Origin of the sequence: Bacteroides fragilis NCTC 9343, assembly GCF_000025985.1 — a bacterium.
Classification (GTDB): Bacteria; Bacteroidota; Bacteroidia; order Bacteroidales; family Bacteroidaceae; genus Bacteroides; species Bacteroides fragilis.
In genome coordinates this window covers 2,736,535-2,759,082 of sequence record NC_003228.3, presented here as the reverse complement: position 1 = coordinate 2,759,082, position 22,548 = coordinate 2,736,535, and the positions used below count along the sequence as shown (strand labels likewise).

Below are 22,548 nucleotides of genomic sequence, written 5' to 3'. Positions count from 1 at the left end.
TTTACTTACTTTGCACCATATAAAGGCACAACTATGCACAAAAAACTATTAGTGACTGCATATTTTGTAATAGCAGCATTGTTGCAAACTCTGGCAGGTAATTTCCCCTTATCCTTTTTTGCATTCCCTCTGAATGTGATTGTGGCAGTTATATGGATTTATTCGTTATGGCGTCTCTATAAAGAAGGGAATAAGTTGCCGTTAACCCGTTTTCTGTTATCTTCCCGGACAAGTGTTCTATCGATCCTATTATTAATAGGTGGCAGTCTGGTTATCGGCTTGTTTCCTCAGTTATCGGAAGCAGAAGCAGATTCCATGCCAGGGGTTTTAGCTTCGTTGGGATGCTATAATTTCATGACTTCCTGGATATTCATTGCCATTCTTTTCCTTTTATTGAGTAATTTGGCAATGGTGATTATTCATGCTTTTTATCATTGTGTGCCGGCAAAGAAGCGTTTTATCCTGAACCATTTGGGATTATGGCTCGCTTTATTTGCCGGATTTTTCGGTAGCAGTGATGTTCAGACTTTACGCATCCCGCTTTATGCCGGACAACCGGGACGCGAAGCTTATAGTATGGATGGGAAAGCCTATTATCTGGATTATGAACTGGAACTCTATTCTTTCAATACAGAATATTATCCGAACGGGATGCCTTCGCGTTTTGCTGCAGATGTGCGTATTGGAAACCGGAGAACTACACTTGAAGTAAATCATCCCCACAGTTACCGTTTGGGAGAAGACATTTACCTGACCGGATATGATACACACAACATGGGAAATACCCGGTATTGTATCCTTCAAATAGTTCGTCAACCTTGGAAATATGTTATGGTAGTTGGCATTTTGATGATATTGACAGGAGCTGTTTTGTTATTTATTAATGGTCCTAAAAAGCTGAAACATGATAACCTGGGATAACTTCTATTTGTTCGCAGTCGCTTCAATCTGTCTTTGGTTGACAGGAGCTATATTTGCACTTCGTTCGTCAGTACGAAGTAGAATGGCTGTTGTGCTCACTATAGCAGGCATCACCTGCTTGGGAATATTCATTGCCGGGCTGTGGATATCTCTGCAACGTCCCCCACTCCGCACTATGGGCGAGACCCGTTTATGGTACTCTTTCTTTATGGGTATTGCCGGGTTATTGACTTATATTCGTTGGAAATATCGATGGATACTTTCTTTCTCCACCTTATTGTCCACTGTCTTTGTAATAATCAATCTGCTGAAACCGGAGATACATGACCAGTCGCTTATGCCGGCTTTGCAAAGTATTTGGTTTATTCCCCATGTCACCGTCTATATGTTCTCCTATTCCGTATTGGGATGTGCTTTCATCATAGCCCTCTGCGGTCTTGTCCATCACAAAGAAGAGTACCTGGTGACAGCAGACAATCTGGTCTATTCCGGAGTGGCGTTTTTGTCAATCGGAATGCTTCTCGGGTCTTTGTGGGCTAAGGAGGCATGGGGTAATTATTGGAGTTGGGACCCCAAAGAAACCTGGGCGGTAGTAACCTGGATGGGATACCTATTATATATACATCTGCGCTTGCGAAGGAAGTTTCGCAAAAAGATGCTGTACGTCATACTGATTTTCTCCTTTCTGGCATTGCAGATGTGCTGGTATGGAGTGAATTATTTGCCTTCGGCTCAACAAAGTGTACATTTATACAATCGTAATAATTAACTTAAAGAATGCACAATGAAGAAAAGTACAAAATTTATCATCGCATTGCTTGTGACAGTCGGGGCACTGGCTATCACTTACCGCGTTGTAAACCAAGCACCGTCGAAAGATCTTGCTGCTGATGCTCAGATGCAGGAAATCATTACTTCGGGGGGATGTTTACAATGTCATTCGGGCAGTCCGGACCTTCCTTTCTATGCCAACTGGCCCGTTGCAAGCGGAATGGTACAGAAAGACGTAACGCAAGGTTATCGTGCTTTCGACATGACCGAAATGGCTGAAGCTCTGAAAGCCGGTAAGCCTGTCGGAAAAGTAGCACTTGCTAAAGTCGAAAAAGTAATCATGGACGGAACGATGCCCAAACATGCTTATTACATGGTACATTGGGGATCGAGCGTAACAGATGCCAAGAAGGAAATGGCTATGGCATGGGTTAAACAACATCGCTTGGCACATTATGCTAACGGACTGGCTGCCGCCGAGTTTGCCAATGAACCGATACGTCCTATCGCAGATTCTATTCCTGTGGATATGCGTAAAGTCATCTTGGGAGATATGCTCTATCATGACACTCGCCTTTCGGCCGATAACACCGTTTCATGTGCTTCGTGTCACGGATTGAATACCGGTGGTGTGGACAATAAGCAATATTCGGAAGGTGTAGGCGGACAGTTCGGAGGCGTAAATGCTCCGACAGTGTATAACGCCGCTTACAATTTCGTCCAGTTCTGGGATGGACGTGCCGGAACACTTGCCGAGCAGGCTGCCGGACCTCCTTTGAATCCGGTCGAGATGGCCTGTCAGTCATTTGATGAAATCATTGCGAAACTGGAGCAGGATGCAAACTTTACCAAAGCCTTTTTGGCTGTATATCCCGATGGTTATTCCGAACAGAATATCACGAATGCGATCGAGGAGTTTGAAAAGACACTGCTTACTCCGAATTCCCGTTTCGACCTTTATCTGAAAGGTGAAAAGACTGCCATTAACGATATAGAGCTGGCCGGATACGAATTGTTTAAGAAATACGATTGTGCTACATGTCATGTCGGTGAGACACTGGGCGGCCAGTCTTACGAACTGATGGGCGTAAAGAGAGACTACTTCGCAGATCGCGGCATTGAATTGACAGAAGAAGATAACGGACGTTTCAAACAAACCCGGAACGAACGTGACAAACATCGCTTTAAAGTGCCCGGTTTGAGAAACATTGCCCTGACGGCTCCTTACTTCCATGACGGCAGTATGAAAACAATGAAAGAGGCTGTAGATTACATGGCCAAATATCAGATGGATCTGAATCTTCCGGAAGATGAACTGAATAAAATCGTTGCTTTTCTGGAGACACTGACCGGGGAGTACAAAGGTAAGCCCCTGACCAACGATAATCAGACCAAAGCATTATAACCTCTCTCAGGTAGATATAAGAAAAGGATACTCTGTTAAAGGGTATCCTTTTTAATTTTATGTTATAAATGGATTAGTTACGAGGCAGAGCTTCTTTAACAACCATCTGACGGCCTTCGTATTCAGCTCCGTTCAACTCAGAGATCACATTTTTTGCTTCATCGTCGTTCGGCATTTCAACGAATGCGAATCCTTTTGATTTGCGAGTCTCGCGATCGATGATCAGTTTTACTGAATCAACTGTTCCGTACTCTTCCATTACTTGTCTCAAATCTGCTTCCTTAACACGATAGCTAAGGTTTCCAATGTACATGTTCATAAAATAAAAAAAATAAAAATTGATAAATAAATTTAGAAACAACAGAAGTTTGAGATTAGATCTGGATTCAACTGATTCAGTAGAAAATAGAGTAAAATAAAACAATCAATTGTTTTCGTTGGTAAAGTACGTCATAATATTTGGATTATCAACTATAAAAGGGCATTTATTTTTCAATAAACGCCCTTTTTTTTTACAGATGTATCTCTGTTAATGCTTACTCAGATAGTTGGCTACTCCGTCTTCGGTAGCTTTCATGGCGTCTTTGCCTTTCGACCAATTGGCCGGACAAACCTCACCATACTCTTCAAAATGTTGTAAAGCGTCTACCATGCGCAATACTTCATCCACGTTACGTCCCAGCGGCAAGTCGTTGATGACGCAATGTCTTACTACGCCCTCCTTGTCGATCAGGAACAGACCACGGAAAGCTACCGGTGTCCCTTCGCATACCCAATTGCCATTTTCATCGGGGGCATAGCTTCCGGCCAGCACTCCATAACTCTCAGAGATTGACTTAGAAAAGTCGGATACAATAGGATACTTCACGCCCTGGATACCTCCTTCGTTCTTGGGCATCTGCAACCAAGAGAAGTGAGAATATTCAGAGTCGACCGAACAACCTACCACAGCGACATCACGTTTTTCAAACTCTTCGAGCTTTTCCTGAAATGCGTGCAGTTCGGTGGGGCATACAAAAGTGAAGTCCATCGGGTAGAAGAAGAATACTACGTATTTTTTCCCTTTATACTGATCCAACGAAAAGTTCTGAACGATTTCATGCCCATTGATTACAGCCGTGGCATCGAATTTCGGCGCTTGTTTTCCAATTAATGATCTCATAATTCTCTTATTTTAGAAGTTATTAAATGATTCATTTCGGAAACAAAGCTATCAGAATCTTTGTTTACTGCCAAAGTTTAATGATATATAATATCTATTGGTTAATAGATAAAATCTATTAAGGCTTCTTGAAGCGCACTTCATATACATCATTTCTCCTGTCCTTCAGGTTGCGAACGCTGCCGTAAGTGTGCAGTTCGTTCAATAAGTCGAGATCTACATCCGAAACCAGGATCATTTCTGTATTCGGAGTTGCTTCGGCACGCTTTCCGTCTGTCGGAAAAGCGAAATCGCAAGGTGTGAATACTCCCGACTGAGCATATTGAATATCCATATTGTGCACACGGGGAAGATTGCCTACACTGCCGGCTATTACCACAAAGCATTCGTTCTCAATGGCACGTGCCTGTGCGCAGACCCGAACACGCGAATAAGCATTTTGTGTATCGGTGAGAAACGGTACAAACAGAATCTGCATTCCCTGGTCGGCCATCAGACGGGAGAGTTCCGGAAATTCCACATCATAACAGATCAGTATGCCTATCTTTGCACAGTCCGTATCGAATGTTTTAAGCTGTTTGCCGCCGCTCAGTCCCCAACTCTTTATCTCGTCCGGGGTGACATGGAGCTTTTCGTACATTTCGTAAGTTCCGTCGCGTCGGCAAAGAAATCCGGCATTGTACAGCAATCCGTCTTCTTTGATCAGCGGCATACTTCCTGTGATGATATTGATGTTGTAGCTGATTGCCAGATTAATGAAGCGATCGCGGATTTCTTCGGTATATTGGGCCAGCCCGCGGATGGCCTGTGATTCGCCTTTGTCATTGTACTTTGACATCAACGGTGCATTAAAGTATTCGGGAAAAAGCACAAAATCACTCTTATAGTCGGATACCGCATCTACAAAAAATTCTACCTGTTCGAAGAGATCGTCCAAGGTCTTATAACTACGCATCTGCCACTGCACCAATCCTACACGGACCGTTGTTTTGGGGGCCAGATATTCTTGCGTAGGCGGCTGATAGTAAATGTTGTCCCACTGCAAGAGACAGGCGTAGTGTTTTGATTCTTCATCGTTCGGCAAATAATTGGTCATCACCTTGCGTACGTGAAAATCATTGGAGAGTTGAAAAGTGAGCACCGGATCATAGATTTCGCGCTGACGAACACGGTCGATGTACTCTTTGGGACGCATCTTGTCGGCATACTTATGGTAATTCGGGATGCGACCGCCAAACATAATCGCTTTCAGATTCAGCGTTTCGCAAAGTTCTTTGCGATATTCGTACATGCGCCGAGCTAGTCGTAACCCGCGATATTCGGGATGGATAAAGACCTCGATGCCATATAAGATATTCCCTTGGGGAGAATGGGTATTGAAAGTCTCCTTCCCCGTGACCTGGGCATAGGTATGATCGTTTTTCACTTTATCATATTCTACAATGATAGAGAGTGCACAGCCGACTATCTTTTCGTCGACCACAGTAACAATTTGTCCTTCGGGGAAAATTTTAATTAGTTTCTCAATCTGCTCGTGTGTCCAGAACACATCGCTTCCGTCCGAATATACACGTGTAAACGATTGGGATAATTGAGCGTAATCTTCAATCTGGAGGTTACGGATCTGTACCTTATTGATTTTATGAGGATAATCCATAGTAACTTGTATTAAAAAAACATTGCAAAGGTAAGCTTTATCTTTATAACCGGACAGCTTTCATATAATTTTATACCTTTGCATTTCATAACAACTATCAAGAGTATGCGTAAATTTATTATTTCTTTCTGCTGCTATGTCTTCTTTATTTTTACTTTGGCAGCGCAGGACAAGGCTCCGCATTACACCGTAATTGTTTCATTGGATGCCTTCCGCTGGGATTATCCGGCAATGTATGATACCCCTAACCTGAACCAGATGGCCCGCGAGGGAGTAAAGGCGACCATGCTTCCCTCCTATCCGGCGTCTACTTTCCCCAACCACTATACATTGGCTACGGGATTGGTGCCTGACCACAACGGTATTATCAACAACACTTTCTGGGATGTAAAACGTCGTCGCCAATACTCTATGGGAGATCCCGCCACGCGGAACAATCCCGACTACTATCTGGGTGAACCGATCTGGATTACGGCACAAAAGCAGGGAGTGAAGACAGGAAACGTTTATTGGGTTGGTTCGGATATTGCCATCAAAGGCGGTTATCCTACTTACTACCGGGAATATGCCGAGAAGCCTCGTCTTACTTTTGAACAGCGGGTGGATTCGACCATCGCTCTTCTGGAAAAGCCGGAAGCGGAACGTCCCCGTCTCGTTATGCTTTACTTTGAAGAGCCGGATGGCGTGACCCATCATCACGGCCCCCGCAGTGTAGAAGCTGCTGCCATTATACACCGTATGGATAGTTTGGTCGGAATGTTGCGGCAGGGAATTGCATCGCTTCCTTTCGGTAAGGATGTCAACCTGATTGTCACCGCCGATCATGGAATGACCGAGATCAGTGACGACCGCGTGGTAGACATGAATAAGTATCTGCGTCCGGAATGGTGTGAGGCTGTGGATGGACGGACTCCGACCTCTATTTTCACAAAACCGGAATATCGCGACTCGGTATACAATGCCTTGAAAGATGTACCCCATATTCATGTGTGGAAAAAGGAGGAGATTCCTGCCGAATTAAACTATGGAAGCAGTGACCGTATCGGTGATATTGTAGTGGCTCCCGAGTTAGGATGGCAATTTACCGATGTACCACGTGCCTTGAAAGGTGCTCATGGATATTTTCCGCAAAGTCCGGATATGCAGGTAATGTTTCGTGCCTGTGGGCCCGACTTTAAGGCAGGGTATGAATCGAAGGGATTTGTCAATGTGGATATCTACCCGCTGTTGGCCCATTTATTGAAAATTACTCCGGAGAAGACAGATGGACAGTTCGAAAGAATAAAAGACATTCTGAAAGATGTGTCTTTTTGATAATTTATTGCATGTAAAATCGCATCTTTCTGTCCATCGGGCAAGATGACTAAAAAAATCGTCTGCAATTTGAATCAGCGTTTTTAAAAAGGAAATCCATCTATATGTATTTACTGAAATATATATAGGTGGATTCTCTTTTTAATATCTCTATGATAAATAAATAGGGTAAACAGTTATCATTCTTCTATTTTATTTCTATCGTACAGATATAACCAAATAGAGAAATATCATCCCCGTTTCTGCTCCCATTCGATATCATTAGACCATACGGAGCATATGTAGTAACCATCCGGACCGGATGGTTACGCCTTAATGAGTGGATGAAGTAAGCTTTTGGCTCGTTTGCTTACTTTAATTCATCTAAAAGTCGGTAGCTCCACCCCTTTCAGAAGCAAGCTGAAAGGGGTGAAACTACCGACTATGGTTTGCTACGCTTCCGGTTTACCGGATTCTCAAGAAGTGCATGTTAGCCAAAAGGATGTATATGCTGCATTCGGTCGGCATTTACTTCGATTTGCTTTCAATGTGGAATGACGTAAGATCTACTCCGGTTAACGCTTCTTCCAAAGTTTGCTCATATCCTCCAATGTTTTTCCTTTGGTTTCCGGCACCCAACGCCATACGAAGAGGGCGGCAATCACACAAATGATTCCGTAAAGACTGTAGGCAAACATCGGACTGAAATCATAGAGCGCGGGGAACGTAGATGAAACAATGTAGTTGAATATCCATTGAAATGCCACAGCAATGGCCACCGCTTTGCCACGGATGGTGTTGGGAAAGATTTCGGATATCAGTACCCAACAGATGGGTCCCCATGACATCATGAAGAAAGCTGCATATACAATGACCGACAGTACGGGAAGTATCCCCTTGATACCCATACTGTCACACAAGGCGACTGCAAAGGCTCCGACAGCCATACCGACGGAACCGATGATAAGCAACGGTTTTCGTCCGAAACGGTCGACGGTGAAAATAGCTATCAGTGTAAAGACGATATTGACAATGCCCATGATGACGGTTTGCATCATTCCTCCGCCTTCGGCACCGGCATTTTCGAATATTCGCGGCGCATAATAGAGCACGGCGTTGATGCCGATGGCTTGCTGGAAGACAGAAAGCAGAATACCGATAACAATCACCGCCGCACCGTAGGTGAACAGCTTCTCTGTCTTTTCCTGCGAAGTGGCTTTTATTTCGGCAAGAATCTCTTGTGCTTTTGTGGCTCCATTCACTTTTTTGAGAATGGAATAAGCCTTCTGATCCTGATCAATCATTACCAGATAACGGGGAGTTTTGGGTACGAAGAAGAGTAACATGCCGAAGAAAGCTGCCGGAAAGGCTTCGGAACCGAACATATAGCGCCACCCTTCGGTAACGGTCCACATATCCGACTCACTACTTACAGAAAGTGTGCCAGCAGCATCTTTCAGGATAACAGGATTCTGGTGGTCGCCCAAGATCAGGTAGTTTACAAAGTAAACCACAAGCATGCCGAAGATTATGGCAAACTGATTGCATGACACCAGTGTACCGCGAATGTTGGAGGGAGCTATCTCGGCAATATACATGGGACAAACAGCGGACGCCAGTCCCACTCCGATGCCTCCCAGAATGCGGTAGAGATTAAAGGTGATAAGCAAGTTCATATTAGCCTTCCCATATTCAAAGAACAGGAATTCAGGATAATAAGACCCCAGTGCCGAAAGGAAGAAAAGTACGGCGGCCAGCCGTAGTGAGTTGCGGCGCCCCAGCCGTGAAGCGAAGATGCCGGACAATGCACCACCCAAGACGCAACCGATCAGTGCACTCGAGGAGGTGATGCCGTGCATCACTTTGTCGTATTGAAAATCTGTGGCTGTGAGGAAGAAGGCTTCGAGCCCTTTCTCAGCTCCTGAAATTACAGCGGTATCATAGCCGAACAGCAATCCGCCCAGGATGGCTACCGATGTAATGGAATACAGGTAGAGCTTGCTACCCTCGTTGGTATGATTCATGGCATTAGCTTTTTTGAATTACGGTCTGCAGGCAACAAGAGCCTGCAGACCGTGAAATACGGACTTATAATGAGTAGATATTAACGAGTGCTTCATACAGTTCCTGTTGGCCGCTGGTCTGCTTCGGCTCTCCGTTGGCTTTGGCATAAGCAACCAGTTCCTCCAGGCTGAGTTTCCCTTCTTCGAACTCCTTGCCTTTGCCCGCATCGAACGAGGCATAACGGTCGGACAACATTTTCTGGTAAGGAGACTCATTGAGCAGATTGGCTGCGCTTTCCAAGGCACGTGCCATAGCATCCATTCCGGCAATATGTGCGATAAAGATATCTTCCGGGTCAGTAGAGTTCCGGCGAGTTTTGGCATCGAAGTTTGTACCGCCGTTACCTAATCCGTCGTTACGGATAATCTGCATCATGGCTTGTGTCAGTTCGAAGTTGTCAATCGGAAATTGATCCGTATCCCATCCGTTCTGATAATCGCCGCGGTTTGCGTCGATAGACCCCAACATTCCGTTGTCTACAGCCACCGCCAGTTCATGTTCGAACGTATGTCCTGCAAGGGTGGCATGATTCACTTCGATATTCACTTTGAAGTCTTGATTCAGTCCGTGAGCCTTCAGGAAGCCGATAACTGTCTCTGTATCGACATCATACTGATGCTTTGTCGGTTCCATGGGTTTCGGTTCAATCAGGAAAGTGCCCTTGAAACCACGTGCACGTCCATAATCACGGGCAATGGTCAGCATCTGTGCCAGATGTTCTTTTTCGCGTTTCTGATCAGTATTCAGCAACGACATATAGCCTTCGCGTCCACCCCAAAAGACATAGTTCGTACCTCCCAGTTCAATGGTGGCATCAATCGCATTCTTTATCTGGACAGCGGCACGGGCCACAACATCAAAATCGGGATTGGTGGCTGCACCGTTCATGTAACGCGCGTGGCTGAATACATTGGCCGTTCCCCACAACAGTTTGATGCCTGTTTCGGCCTGTTTCTGCTTAGCATAAGCAACCAGCTCTTTCAAGTTGGCCTCATAGGCTTCGATGCTGTCGGCTTCCGTAACCAGATCGACATCATGGAAGCAATAATACCCGATGCCCATTTTCTGCATAAACTCGAAACCGGCATCCATTTTATTCTTGGCTGCCTGCACGGGATCAGGGTCACCGTTCCATGGGAACTGTTTGGTTCCGCCTCCAAACTGGTCACCGCCTTCGGCACAAAGTGTATGCCACCATGCCATTGCAAACTTTAACCAATCTTTCATACTACGCCCGTTAATCATTTTCTCGGCATCGTAATAGCGAAATGCCATCGGGTTCTTACTGTCTTTTCCTTCAAATTTAATTTTCCCTATACCCGGGAAGTACTCTTTTGTTGCCATCTTATTTAAAATTTTAGGGGCTTTGCCCTTTCTTCTTCCTTTGGGAAGAAGAAAGAAAGCCGGAATGATTAATATTCTATTCTTAATGATTACTTATTCTCTGTTTCTGTCTGCATGGACTGAGTCAGACATTGTTTCCACCGTGCGTAAGCATCAGTGTATTCCTGTTGTTTGCCGGCATCCGGTTCTACGACTGTCAGCTTATCGAGAGTGGCGAATGCTTCTTCATGGTTTTTATATATGCCCGCTCCCATTCCTGCTCCTTTGGCTGCACCAACGGAACCGTCTGTGTCATAGAGTTCGATGGTGGCTTCCGTCGTACCGGCCAGTGTCTCGCGAAAAACAGAACTCAGAAACATATTGGCGTGTCCGGCATGGATCTTTTTAACGGGGATGCCCATCTCTTCCATAATGTCGATGCCATATTTAAATGAAAAGACGATTCCTTCCTGTGCCGCCCGGATCAGATGTGATTTGTCATGCCTGTTGAAGTCTACGCCGTGTATACCGCAACCGGTTGCCCGATTATCGAGCATTCGTTCTGCTCCGTTGCCGAAAGGAAGGATGCTGATACCTGCACTGCCGATGGGAACGGATGAAGCAAAACGGTTCATCTCGGCGTACGAAATACCTTCGGGGGCAACATTGCGCCTGATCCACGAGTTAAGAATCCCTGTTCCATTAATACAGAGCAATACGCCGAGGCGGGGATCGGTAGCAGTATGGTTGACATGGGCAAAGGTGTTGACACGTGACTGCGGATCATAATTGATTTCGCCGTTTACTCCGTATACGACTCCCGATGTTCCGGCTGTGGAAGCTATCTCACCCGGGTTGAACACATTCAGGGAAAGAGCGTTGTTGGGCTGGTCTCCTGCACGGTAAGTGATCGGAGTGCCTTCTTGTAGCCCGAGTTCCCGGGCAGCCGTACCTGTCAGTCGCCCCTGTTCGGCGAAAGTAGGCCGGATGTCGGCTATCAGCGAAGGATCGATTCCGTAATATTGCATTAGGAAGTCGGCCGGGCGGTTGTTTCGGAAGTCCCAAAACATTCCTTCGGAGAGTCCCTCTATTGTCGTACATACTTCACCGCTCAGTTTCATGGCGATGTAATCTCCCGGCAACATGATTTTATCGATCTGTTCATAGATATCCGGTTCGTTTTCTTTCACCCATGCCAGTTTTGAAGCAGTAAAGTTTCCGGGAGAATTAAGCAAATGTGCCAGACAGAACTTCTCACCGATTGCCTCGAATGCCCTCTGCCCGTAGGAGACCGCACGTGAATCGCACCAGATAATGGCCGGACGCAGTGTGCGTTGCCGTTTGTCCACACACACCAGACCGTGCATTTGATAAGAGATGCCGATGGCTTTGATGTCTTTGGCATCTACCCGTGATTCCGAGAGAATGGATCGGGTGGAGAGTTTCAAGTTCTCCCACCAACTTTCCGGTTCTTGCTCTGCCCATCCGGGACGTACGGCAATGATGCCCGCCTCTGTTTTCGGAAAGAACGCAGAAGCGACACATTTACCTGTTTCTGCATCTACCAGGCTCGCTTTAACCGAAGAGCTGCCTATATCATAACCTAATAAAAACATGATACTGTTTATTAATTTATTTGTAGTTTAATATTAAATCCCGATTGGGGGTTATCGTCTTGTCTTATTATATATCTTCCTGTCGAACTTATAATAACGGGCTGCCCGATGGGCTACTCCGGTTTGTTTCTCTTCCAGCGGTACAACGTAGTCCATCAGAGCTATCTTTTTATGGAAGTTACGCACATCCACTGCTTTGTCATATACCAGTTCGAACAGGATTCGTAACTGAGATGCGGTGAACTTACGCGGCAACAAGTCGAATAGCATCGAAGGATTAAACTCTACGAATTGCCGGATATAAGTCAGCGCCTCTCTGATTATCAAGTTATGGTCGAAAGCCAATGTCTTTATGTCTTTCAACGCTACCCAACAGGCTTGAAATTCATCCAGATTCTTGTCCAGTGCCCGATCTATCTTTACCATCGACAGATAAGCTATGGTGACTATGCGTTCCACTTTCGATTGCATAGCCCGTTCCAACCAATGTACATCTTTGGGATTGCTCGTCCGGTTTTTGGAACCGAATGCCTTAAATTGCATCAGGTTGACGTTTCGGATACCGGTCAGTTCGAATAAGACCCGCTGGGCTGCTTCGTCCAGGTCTTCATCCATGTAGATCAGACTTCCGGGAAGTTTCATGTCACGATAAACTTTTCCGTTTTCCTCTCCTATCCGATTAATCAGCAGAACCTTGAGTTGTTCTCCGTCAAAACCGATCACTACACAGTCCACTGAGATGTGATTGTTTGCCAATGGGATTTGTTTGGGTATGTCATGCATAATATTGAGTCTTTGATTGCTGCAAATATAGAGATATTATCATGCGGTAAACAAATAAATAATATGCTATAAAGCATTGTTTTTCATATATATACATATCGTAAATTTTACACTAAGGAGTATTCATCTTATTGTATCGATAACAATATGTATTTCTACCCTCGGTGAACGATAGTAATTGTAGAAAGTACAGAAAGCCGGGGAGTCTTTATAATCAGTTCTTTCGGTCGTCGCATACCCTCGAGCGATACGAGGGACTTATTGTATTTTATAGGGTATGTCATTTTGTATCTTCTTTGTTTTTATCCTATCTTTGCCACCAAACTATTAAAAAAACTAAAATGAAAACTTATCCGGTCGTTCTTTCCATTGCCGGCTCCGACTGTTCGGGCGGGGCAGGCATTCAGGCAGATATAAAAACGATTTCTGCTTTGGGAGCATATGCGGCATCGGTAATTACTGCTGTTACCGTGCAGAATACAAGAGGAGTAAAAGCTGTGCATACAGTTCCTGCTGAGATAGTGCAGGGACAGATTGAAGCGGTTATGGAAGATTTGCGTCCGGATGCCCTGAAAATAGGTATGGTGAGTGAACCGGCGCTTGTGAAGATTATTGCCGGGTGCCTGCTAAAGTATCCTCATTGTCCGATAGTTTATGATCCCGTCATGGTTTCAACCAGTGGACGGAAGTTGATGGCAAAAGATGCAATACAGTTGATCAAAGAAGAACTTTTTCCACTTACAAGCCTGATCACTCCCAATCTGGATGAAACGGAGGTACTGACCGGAAAGAAAATCACAACAGCAGAAGAGATGAAAGAAGCTGCCCGGCAACTTTCAGAAGAGTATCATACAGCGGTATTGGTGAAAGGAGGACATCTGGAGGGAAACGAAATGCAGGATGTGCTGTTTACCGATGGGAACGCCTATATATATAAGGAGAAAAAGATAGAGAGCCGGAATTTGCATGGGACGGGATGCACCCTTTCTTCTTCGATCGCCACCTATCTGGCATTAGGACTTCCTATGGACCAGGCAGTTGGCAAGGCAAAGAGTTATGTAAGCAAAGCTATTGATGCCGGCAAGGAAATAATTATCGGACATGGCAACGGACCGTTATGTCACTTCTGGGGCCCTGAGAAAGCCCGGATATGGGACGATAATAAGGTAGAATAGACTGAAAAACATATTGTCCATTGCACAATTTCACCAAATCTGTGCTATGATATTGCAAAAATATATAACTTTGCACCCGCAAATTAAATTAAAAAACAAAAATATGAAAGCATTTGTATTCCCCGGTCAAGGTGCCCAATTCGTAGGTATGGGTAAGGACCTGTATGAAACTTCAGCTTTAGCAAAAGAATTGTTTGAAAAAGCAAATGATATCCTGGGATATCGCATTACAGATATTATGTTCAACGGTACGGACGAAGATCTTCGTCAGACCAAGGTTACTCAGCCTGCTGTATTCCTTCACTCTGTTATTTCTGCACTTTGCATGGGTGATGACTTCAAACCTGAAATGACTGCCGGACACTCACTGGGTGAGTTTTCTGCATTGGTTGCTGCCGGCGCTCTGTCTTTTGAAGACGGCTTAAAATTGGTTTATGCACGTGCTATGGCTATGCAGAAAGCTTGTGAGGCAACTCCTTCTACAATGGCTGCTATTATAGCTTTACCGGATGAGAAAGTAGAAGAAATCTGTGCTTCTGTTACCGCTGAAGGAGAAGTTTGTGTACCTGCCAATTACAACTGTCCGGGACAGATTGTAATTTCCGGATCTGTACCGGGTATCGAAAAAGCTTGTGAACTGATGAAAGCAGCCGGAGCTAAGCGTGCGCTTCCGTTGAAAGTAGGCGGTGCATTCCATTCTCCTCTGATGGATCCTGCCAAAGTAGAATTGGAAGCTGCCATTAACGCGACTGAGTTCCACACACCGAAATGTCCGGTTTATCAGAATGTAGATGCCCTGCCCCATACAGACCCGCAGGAAATCAAGAAGAATCTGGTTGCTCAGTTGACTGCTTCTGTACGTTGGACACAGACCGTAAAAAATATGGTTGCCGATGGTGCTACCGACTTCACAGAATGTGGACCGGGTGCCGTATTGCAGGGATTGATCAAGAAGATCGACTCTACAGTTTCGGCTCACGGAATAGCATAAGTCTATTGATAGACCACTCTTAACACACAGCATCGGAATCTTTATGTAGGATTCCGGTGCTGTGTGTTTTTGTTTTAAGGTCATAAGTTACTCTCATCGTTCTATCTGTAAAGATCGCTCTGGACTGCAATGAAGGGACGCGGACAGTTTACAACTTTTTTGCCAACACTTTTGTTATAATTGGATAATAAACCTATTTTATCCAATGAAAGTACACGAATATCAGGCAAAGGAGATTTTCTCCACTTACGGAATACCTGTCGAGAGGCATGCTTTATGCCATACGGCAGATGGGGCTGTGGCTGCTTATCACCGAATGGGGGTAAACCGGGTAGCCATAAAAGCCCAAGTGCTGACCGGCGGGCGGGGAAAAGCCGGCGGAGTAAAGTTGGCCAATAATGATAGAGATGTCTACCAATACGCTCAAACTATTTTGGAGATGACTATAAAAGGTTATCCCGTCACCAAGATTCTTCTTAGTGAGGCTGTCAACATTGCAGCCGAATATTACATCAGTTTTACGATAGACCGTAATACGCGCTCTGTCACGCTGATTATGAGTGCGGCCGGTGGTATGGACATCGAGGAAGTAGCCCGCCAATCTCCGGAAAAGATAATACGTTGCAGCATTGATCCTCTAATCGGAGTTCCCGATTATCTGGCACATAAGTTTGCTTTCTCTCTCTTTGAACAAGCTGAGCAAGCTAACCGGATGGCAACTATTATTCAAGATCTTTACAAAGCATTTATTGAAAAAGATGCTTCACTTGCTGAAATTAATCCATTGGTACTTACCCCTGTTGGGACATTATTGGCTATTGATGCCAAAATGGTTTTTGATGATAATGCACTTTATCGTCATCCGGACTTACAGAAGTTATCAGAGCCCACAGAAGATGAGAAGTTGGAAGCGATTGCCAAAGAAAGAGGATTCAGCTATGTGCGCATGGACGGCGAGATAGGCTGTATGGTTAATGGAGCCGGTCTGGCTATGACAACTATGGATATGATCAAGCTTTATGGAGGAAATCCGGCTAATTTCCTTGATATTGGCGGTAGTTCAAATCCTGTCAAGGTGATAGAAGCTATGAGATTATTGCTGGATGACAAAAAAGTCAAAGTAGTCTTTATCAATATTTTCGGAGGTATCACCCGATGTGACGATGTAGCCATCGGACTCTTACAGGCGTTTGAGCAGATACAAACGGATATTCCTATTATTGTGCGGCTTACAGGCACTAATGGAAATATGGGACGTGAATTATTGCGTAAGAATAACCGTTTTCAAGTGGCCCAGACAATGGAAGAAGCTACTAAAATGGCTATAGAATCATTAAAGAAAGAATCGATATGAGCATACTTATTGATAAATCTACCCGACTTTTGGTGCAGGGTATCACAGGCAGGGACGGACTCTTTCATGCCAAAAAGATGGCTGAATACGGAACAAATGTGGTGGGCGGAACATCACCCGGCAAAGGAGGAACAATGATAGACGATACCTTTCCGGTATTCAACACCATGCATGAGGCTGTTCGCCGAACGCAAGCCAATACATCTGTTATTTTCGTACCGGCACGCTTTGCTGCCGATGCTATTATGGAGGCTGCCGATGCCGGTATCCGGCTGATAATTTGTATCACAGAAGGAATTCCTACATTGGATGTAATAAAGGCCTACCGGTTTGTCGAACTGAAGGGAGCTAAACTCATTGGGCCGAATTGCCCCGGCCTGATCTCTCCCGGAGAAAGTCTGGTAGGTATTCTTCCGGGGCAAGTGTTCACTCCGGGCAATATAGGAGTAATCAGCCGTAGCGGTACGTTGACCTATGAAATCGTATCACATCTGACTGCTAAAGGTATGGGACAGTCCACTGCCATTGGTATGGGAGGTGATCCGGTTGTCGGACTTTATTTTCGTGATCTTTTGGGAATGTTACAAAATGATCCGCAAACTGATGCTATTGTGATGATTGGTGAGATTGGGGGTAACGCAGAAGAGTTGGCCGCAACATACATTCGTGAACATGTGACTAAACCTGTGGTGGCATTTATTGCAGGGAGATCTGCCCCGCCGGGTAAACAGATGGGACATGCCGGAGCTATTATATCCGGAAGTTCCGGTTCTGCAACCGAAAAGATTTCAGCATTGGAAGCTGCAGGAATCAGAGTTGCCGGTGAACCCTCGGAAATACCGGATTTACTGAAAGGCAGTTTCTAAACAATTCTTTTTTTAATTTATCAAACTACAAATTAAAAGTTATGAGTAGACGTAGACAATTAGAGCATGAAGTGTCTTTAGCTCAGGAAAGAATAAAAAAAGCTCCCAAAGATACTCCTAAAGAAATTTTGAAGACGTGGGAACAAGAGTTAGTCGACTTGGAATTAGAACTCAATAATCTGGTTGACGACGAAGAAGACAACAATGAATGAATCACTTCTCTTTAATCACAGAAAAGCCCGTACATAAAAACTGTACGGGCTTTTTCAAAGGAAATAGAATATTCTCCCGGCTACCTTCGGGAATGGCTACGCATAAAGGGTATACGGCTCCCTCAATTTATCAGTTGTGTAACATTTATAATAAGACGGAATTGGAGGTACTTTGTTCCGCTTCGGCTCATGTTTTAACTGTTTATTTTCATATTTACCTAATTATCCAATGATTTTCTTGTGAGATGTAATAGAATTACTCTATAATTTTTGATGTACATCAAAAACAAATAGCACAAAATGGCATTTTTATCCTATGTCAATTCAATCATCATATATCTCCCTTACATTTGTCATGTTTTCAAGGTATAACATAAAAAGTAGAGATTATGAAATGGGTAAAAAGATTGTTCGATAGAATCGGTAGTTCCGATTCTATGATTTGGGGCTATGTAATGCTCCATGAGTAAAGGATTATAAAACAGGATTTGATTGAAAAAAACGTTTGAAAAAGGAGGCTGGAATCATTCAGGCTCCTTTTTTAATACCGGAAAGATTTCAGCCAAAACGTATCCGGACTTTAAGAAATGCTATTTCTTTTAAATATCATTTTATATTTCATAGATTATCGTCTGAGACCTATTTTCTACGAAGGGGGCACGACTTCAGATTGAATGACATCTGGTTGATGAATCAAATAGTATTTTCTTCATTTTACTATTGCATTTCATTGGTTTGCTTCGACCTTTCTTTAAGTCTTTTCGGGATAAGGCTGTAGGATAAAAGCCCAAATTCGTACCTGAACTAAAAAATGTAAAACCATGATAAAAATACGTTTTAAAAACTTCGTAGTTAAATATTTTTTTGTATATTAGGGACATAACCAAATGATATAAAATGGAATTAGAGACAATTGGAGAAAACGCCGGCAAAGTATGGCGCACCCTGAATGAAATGAGGGGAGAAATATCTATTCAGGAACTTAGTCGGAAAATTAACCTCAGCGCCGAAGACGTTGCACTTGCGGTAGGTTGGTTAGCCAGAGAAAATAATATTTTTATTCAGAGACACAACTACCTGTTATACGTCAGTCATGATGCTTTCTGATTTTATCTCAAGAAGATTGACTGTCTGGGTCTAAAAAACATAATGGGGCGTATTGTCAAGCAATACGCCCCATTATGTTTTTATGATTTGGAACAAGTCTGTGCACCGGTTTTCATTAAGAGCCTATCGGTAAGAAAATAGGCTAACTCTACCATCATGATACCGATAATGGCACCTGCCAAAACGTCGCTCAGCCAATGGCGATTATTCAACTGCCTTGTGAATCCGGTGACAACTGCCGGCAAGAAGGTAGCAATACCCGCTAGGGGGGTCTTGAAACCATATTCTTTATACAGTAGTGTGGCAGCCGTAAAAGCCGTAGCTGTATGCCCCGAAGGGAATGAAAGGAAATCGGAACCGTCGGGACGAAGAACCCCCGCCAGTGATTTCATTGTAAGCACTATGGTCCCCATTAATATATAAGAAAATACAGTAGAGACGAGCATTCGTTTCCAGTTACTACGGCTCTTTACTCCTGTAAGTTTTAACACGAACATAGCAACAATCGGAAGGTATGGCAAAAAATCATCATACCGATATGCAAAAGTAGAAGCATGCATATTACGTAAATGATAGATATATTGATCAGCACTTGTCAATAACCCGGCCCGCAGGGCACAAACTAAAAAGATACAGGCAAACAACCAAAACATTAATTTACGTGGACTCATATTGTTCTATTATAGGTGTATTGTTATGCCTACAAAGATAATTTTTTTGATGTAGAAGACATTAGGTAGAATTCATATGAAAATATTATTTGTCTTATTATAACATTCATATTAATATATGGGGATGAAACAACATAATGCACATCACATTTTACAATAAATCGAGGCGGGTATCATTCTCAGAAGTAATGCTACGTATTTCCATCTCTTCGAAACATACGCAACTTTTCTTCTTCGAAGGATGGCGCGATAAATCTGTTGTACAGCTTTATCCAACGGAGTAATCCAAAACAACCCCTCCCCTTTTGCCATTGCCGTATCGACAAATCCGGGACGTACATCAGTGATATAAATAGAATAAGGTAGCTTGGCTGTTTTTTTTCTTAATCCTTCGGTATAGTTGATTTGATAGGCTTTCGAGGCATTGTATGCCGGGGCTATTCCTTCACCGCGCATTCCGCCTACAGATGAAATTACAATCAAATGCCCCCATTCTTGCTTCTGAAAAAAGTGAAAAGCCCAATCCACTACATTGGTAAATCCTATTACATTGGTTAAAAGAGTCGGTTTCTCTAGAAGATAATCAAGTTCAGGATTTAGCTCCCCTATTCCCGAACAGAATACAAGTATATCCATACCTCCCACTCTGTTCACAAGATTGCTCAGTTGTCGGACTGTATCGGTATCTTTGGTAACATCGGAAACACTATAAAAACAATTTTTATTTTGAGAACAGATCTCTTGTAGTTTATCTTCTCTACGCCCCGTAATACCAACTGTATTTCCTTCCCGGAGAAAGCGCTCTGCTAATCCTTTACCGATTCCGGAAGTAGCTCCTATAATAATAACTTTTTTCATTTTTATATTTTTTAAAGTTTGCACAAAGGTATCGGGTTCGGAACACATGGATCTTGACTGAAATCAAGATTTTACTTTTGTACTAATTTTCTTCGAAGACGACTCAGTGTTTCCGGACAGATCATCAGATAGGATGCCAATTCTTTTAGCGAGATCAAGTTCAACAATTCGGGACAGCGTTTTAAGATTTCCGTATAGCGTTCTTCAGGAGTCATACTATATAAAGAGATCATCCGCTCATATACTTCCCAAAGCAATATCTCTGCTATTTGCCTACCTAACTTTTGATTTGTTTCATTTCGACTGTAAAACTCCTCTAATTGCCTGTTATTGATTACATAAACCGAACAATTACAAATAGCTTGTATATCGACATTAGAATTGTCTCCCAGACGAAAAGCAGGATAATTTCCCACAAAAGAGTGATCAAACGTATAACCGACAATCTTACTTCCTCCACGGCTGTCGGTACAGCAATAACGAAAGGAGCCTTCCGTCACGTAGCCTACCATTTTGCAAGATTCATTTTGACGGCTAAAAAACTCTCCCTTTTTATAATCTGTCAACTGTCCATTTTGAAATATAAATTCTGTGACAGGTTGAAAGTCAACCTTTGACATATATCTATTAAAACCTTTCACTTCTTCATCCATGACATAATTTCATTTTGAAGTGCGAATCTAAATAATGCGGATTGAAATATAACATTCAATCCGCATTAAAATGAGTTTCTTTAATTTATCCACAATGGAAGAATTTGCTCACCAGTGCCAGCATCTCTTCCGGTTTGTCCTGTATATCTTTGCGTAGAGTGGCATCATTATAGCTTCGTAATCGACTGATAATACCATCGATCATAGCAGGACTGAATACATTGTACTGTTCAAATACAGTACGCTGTTTCTGTAAACAATCTGCAGATGCTGCACAGCTATCGGGAAGTTGGGCTAAAGCTTTCAACTTGTCTGCATTTTCTTTCTGATGGATATTTACATTAACGTACGTTTGCTCTGCAATAGCCAAAGCGTTCTCTATCTCAAACCCATGCCGACAAGCTACTGCAAGACCTGCCAATAATTGATAAAGATCGGCTGAGCCATCCGGTGAACGCATCTCTACGGTCTGTTTCTGAGTAGTATCATAGTTACTGTCCGATTCCAAAGGATTGGCTAGTGCACACATATCCGTTTGTGCGGACCATCCTAACGGAACACGTACCAATACTGAACGGTTTCGGTCACCCCAACAAACATTGGTAGGTGCTTCCTGATGGGGTACAAGACGGAAGTATGAAGTAGGATTGGTATTGCCGAAAGCCGTAATGGAAGGAGCAAGCTGCATCATACCGGCAATGGCTTTACGAGCGGTATCCGAGAGAGCGCCATCTTTCAGCATCTGGTTTTGTCCGTCTTTCATCATTCGCATATGAATGTGTAGCCCTGACCCGGCTTTACCTACTGTAATTTTGGGAGCAAAAGTAATATCATATCCATATTGGTAAGCTAAATTACGGATAACCCATTTGGCAATCATTAATTGATCGGCCGCATTTTCGGCATTGACGGGTAAAAATTCTATTTCGTTTTGCTCATAAACTTTGCCGTCAAGCATAAAATTGCCTACTTCCGAGTGTCCGTACTTTATTTGTCCACCTGTTTGGGCTATATAAGACATACATTGTGTACGGAAATCATTGAATTTTGCATAAGGTCCCGACTCGTGATATCCACGCTGATCGGTAGCCGGAAATAGACCGTCATCCTCGGAAATTACATAATATTCCAATTCTCCCATAGCCTGAAATTCCATACCTGTTACATCTGTAAATGCTTTGCAAGCCTTATGCAAAGTATATTCGGGAGAGCTTTCCAAAGGTTCCCCATCTTTATTAAAGAAGGAGCAAAGCATCACGAGTGTAGGTATTTCTGCAAACGGATCGACGAATGCAGTGCGAAAACGTGGTATTACATACAGATCGCTACTTCCGGCTTCTATGAAAGGAAACAGACTCGACCCATCTACCCGTTCACCACAAGTCAGGATGGCATCCAGATAGGAAGCATTGTTTATCACAAAATTCAGAGTTTTTAGCCGTCCGTCCGCAGCAGGATACATAAAATTGACCATGCGGATTTCATTCTGTTGGATATAGTTAATGATGTCTGCTTTTGTAAACTCAGCAGCAGGCTTTTGCAGAAAAGTCACCAAACGGTTGGGACTCATTAATAATTCTTGGTTCATCATACGTTGGTTGTTGTTTCATTATTGGGGTTAACATATTATTTTGAGAACCAAAGATACACAAAAAGTCAGCAAACC

21 protein-coding genes are annotated in these 22,548 nt (G+C 43.5%); 10 read left to right on the top strand and 11 right to left on the bottom strand.

Translation table 11 applies throughout. The features are described 5' to 3' along the window. Positions 1-33 precede the first annotated feature (33 nt). Genes BF9343_RS11170 through BF9343_RS11160 form a run of 3 tightly spaced genes read left to right on the top strand, consistent with a single transcriptional unit; the run spans position 34 to position 3,097 of the window. Positions 34-921, top strand: a complete 888-nt coding sequence (locus BF9343_RS11170) for a cytochrome c biogenesis protein ResB (protein WP_010992984.1) — start codon at positions 34-36, stop codon at positions 919-921. After that, on the top strand, positions 905-1,690 hold the full coding sequence (gene ccsA / locus BF9343_RS11165) for a cytochrome c biogenesis protein CcsA (protein WP_005787665.1): 786 nt from the start codon (positions 905-907) through the stop codon (positions 1,688-1,690). Before BF9343_RS11170 ends, ccsA begins: the two co-directional genes overlap by 17 nt. A 15-nt stretch (positions 1,691-1,705) precedes the next feature. Next, entirely contained in the window at positions 1,706-3,097 is a 1,392-nt protein-coding gene (locus BF9343_RS11160) for a cytochrome-c peroxidase (protein WP_005793956.1), read from the top strand. Between the two features lie 73 nt (positions 3,098-3,170). Here the strand turns inward: BF9343_RS11160 and BF9343_RS11155 are convergent, their stop codons facing one another. From BF9343_RS11155 to BF9343_RS11145, 3 genes are all read right to left on the bottom strand, one after another. Further along, entirely contained in the window at positions 3,171-3,416 is a 246-nt protein-coding gene (locus tag BF9343_RS11155) for an RNA recognition motif domain-containing protein (RefSeq protein WP_005787659.1), read from the bottom strand. Positions 3,417-3,626: 210 nt separating this feature from the next. Continuing rightward, entirely contained in the window at positions 3,627-4,259 is a 633-nt protein-coding gene (locus tag BF9343_RS11150) for a peroxiredoxin (protein ID WP_005787656.1), read from the bottom strand. Between the two features lie 118 nt (positions 4,260-4,377). Continuing rightward, positions 4,378-5,916 carry a carbon-nitrogen hydrolase family protein gene (locus tag BF9343_RS11145; RefSeq protein WP_005787651.1) on the bottom strand — a complete coding sequence of 513 codons (1,539 nt, stop codon included), beginning with the start codon at positions 5,914-5,916 and terminating at the stop codon, positions 4,378-4,380. Between the two features lie 105 nt (positions 5,917-6,021). Between BF9343_RS11145 and BF9343_RS11140 the strand changes: the two genes are divergently transcribed. Continuing rightward, positions 6,022-7,230, top strand: coding sequence for an alkaline phosphatase family protein (locus BF9343_RS11140; RefSeq protein ID WP_005787649.1), 1,209 nt, complete (start codon positions 6,022-6,024; stop codon positions 7,228-7,230). 554 nt (positions 7,231-7,784) lie between these two features. Here BF9343_RS11140 and xylE read toward each other — a convergent pair. The 4 genes from xylE to BF9343_RS11120 all read right to left on the bottom strand — a co-directional run bounded on the left by xylE (position 7,785) and on the right by BF9343_RS11120 (position 12,995). Further along, the gene (gene xylE, locus BF9343_RS11135; protein ID WP_005787646.1) at positions 7,785-9,233 is read right to left on the bottom strand and encodes a D-xylose transporter XylE; all 1,449 of its coding nucleotides are present in this window, start codon (positions 9,231-9,233) and stop codon (positions 7,785-7,787) included. A gap of 64 nt (positions 9,234-9,297) precedes the next feature. Then, on the bottom strand, positions 9,298-10,617 hold the full coding sequence (gene xylA / locus BF9343_RS11130; protein ID WP_010992983.1) for a xylose isomerase: 1,320 nt from the start codon (positions 10,615-10,617) through the stop codon (positions 9,298-9,300). Positions 10,618-10,706: 89 nt separating this feature from the next. Continuing rightward, a complete protein-coding gene (locus BF9343_RS11125; protein ID WP_010992982.1) occupies positions 10,707-12,212 on the bottom strand; it encodes a xylulokinase in 1,506 nt (501 codons plus the stop codon). A 51-nt stretch (positions 12,213-12,263) separates the two neighbouring features. Next, on the bottom strand, positions 12,264-12,995 hold the full coding sequence (locus BF9343_RS11120; RefSeq protein ID WP_005787639.1) for an NUDIX hydrolase: 732 nt from the start codon (positions 12,993-12,995) through the stop codon (positions 12,264-12,266). A gap of 341 nt (positions 12,996-13,336) precedes the next feature. Between BF9343_RS11120 and thiD the strand changes: the two genes are divergently transcribed. The 6 genes from thiD (at position 13,337) to BF9343_RS11095 (ending at position 18,700) form a co-directional block, all read left to right on the top strand. Continuing rightward, positions 13,337-14,170 (top strand): bifunctional hydroxymethylpyrimidine kinase/phosphomethylpyrimidine kinase, encoded by an 834-nt coding sequence (gene thiD / locus BF9343_RS11115; protein WP_008660224.1) that lies wholly within the window; start codon positions 13,337-13,339, stop codon positions 14,168-14,170. Between the two features lie 103 nt (positions 14,171-14,273). After that, positions 14,274-15,161 (top strand): ACP S-malonyltransferase, encoded by an 888-nt coding sequence (gene fabD / locus BF9343_RS11110; RefSeq protein WP_005793967.1) that lies wholly within the window; start codon positions 14,274-14,276, stop codon positions 15,159-15,161. Between the two features lie 205 nt (positions 15,162-15,366). Continuing rightward, positions 15,367-16,515 (top strand): ADP-forming succinate--CoA ligase subunit beta, encoded by a 1,149-nt coding sequence (gene sucC, locus BF9343_RS11105; RefSeq protein WP_005777701.1) that lies wholly within the window; start codon positions 15,367-15,369, stop codon positions 16,513-16,515. Then, entirely contained in the window at positions 16,512-17,381 is an 870-nt protein-coding gene (sucD, locus tag BF9343_RS11100) for a succinate--CoA ligase subunit alpha (protein ID WP_005787631.1), read from the top strand. The genes sucC and sucD overlap by 4 nt, the downstream gene beginning before the upstream one ends. Positions 17,382-17,422: 41 nt before the next feature. Next, complete coding sequence (locus tag BF9343_RS23705) at positions 17,423-17,593, top strand: hypothetical protein (RefSeq protein ID WP_005787629.1); 171 nt, start codon at positions 17,423-17,425, stop codon at positions 17,591-17,593. 897 nt (positions 17,594-18,490) lie between these two features. Continuing rightward, positions 18,491-18,700: a winged helix-turn-helix domain-containing protein gene (locus tag BF9343_RS11095; RefSeq protein WP_005787623.1), complete on the top strand. Its 210-nt coding sequence runs from the start codon at positions 18,491-18,493 to the stop codon at positions 18,698-18,700. 80 nt (positions 18,701-18,780) lie between these two features. On the opposite strand, the gene BF9343_RS11090 is transcribed toward BF9343_RS11095, so the two are convergent. The 4 genes from BF9343_RS11090 to BF9343_RS11075 form a co-directional block, all read right to left on the bottom strand. Then, positions 18,781-19,371 (bottom strand): phosphatase PAP2 family protein, encoded by a 591-nt coding sequence (locus BF9343_RS11090; protein WP_010992981.1) that lies wholly within the window; start codon positions 19,369-19,371, stop codon positions 18,781-18,783. Between the two features lie 144 nt (positions 19,372-19,515). Further along, the gene (locus BF9343_RS11085) at positions 19,516-20,229 is read right to left on the bottom strand and encodes an SDR family NAD(P)-dependent oxidoreductase (RefSeq protein WP_010992980.1); all 714 of its coding nucleotides are present in this window, start codon (positions 20,227-20,229) and stop codon (positions 19,516-19,518) included. Positions 20,230-20,300: 71 nt separating this feature from the next. Then, entirely contained in the window at positions 20,301-20,882 is a 582-nt protein-coding gene (locus BF9343_RS11080) for a Crp/Fnr family transcriptional regulator (RefSeq protein WP_010992979.1), read from the bottom strand. Between the two features lie 85 nt (positions 20,883-20,967). Next, on the bottom strand, positions 20,968-22,470 hold the full coding sequence (locus tag BF9343_RS11075) for a glutamine synthetase family protein (RefSeq protein WP_005787615.1): 1,503 nt from the start codon (positions 22,468-22,470) through the stop codon (positions 20,968-20,970). Positions 22,471-22,548 lie beyond the last annotated feature (78 nt).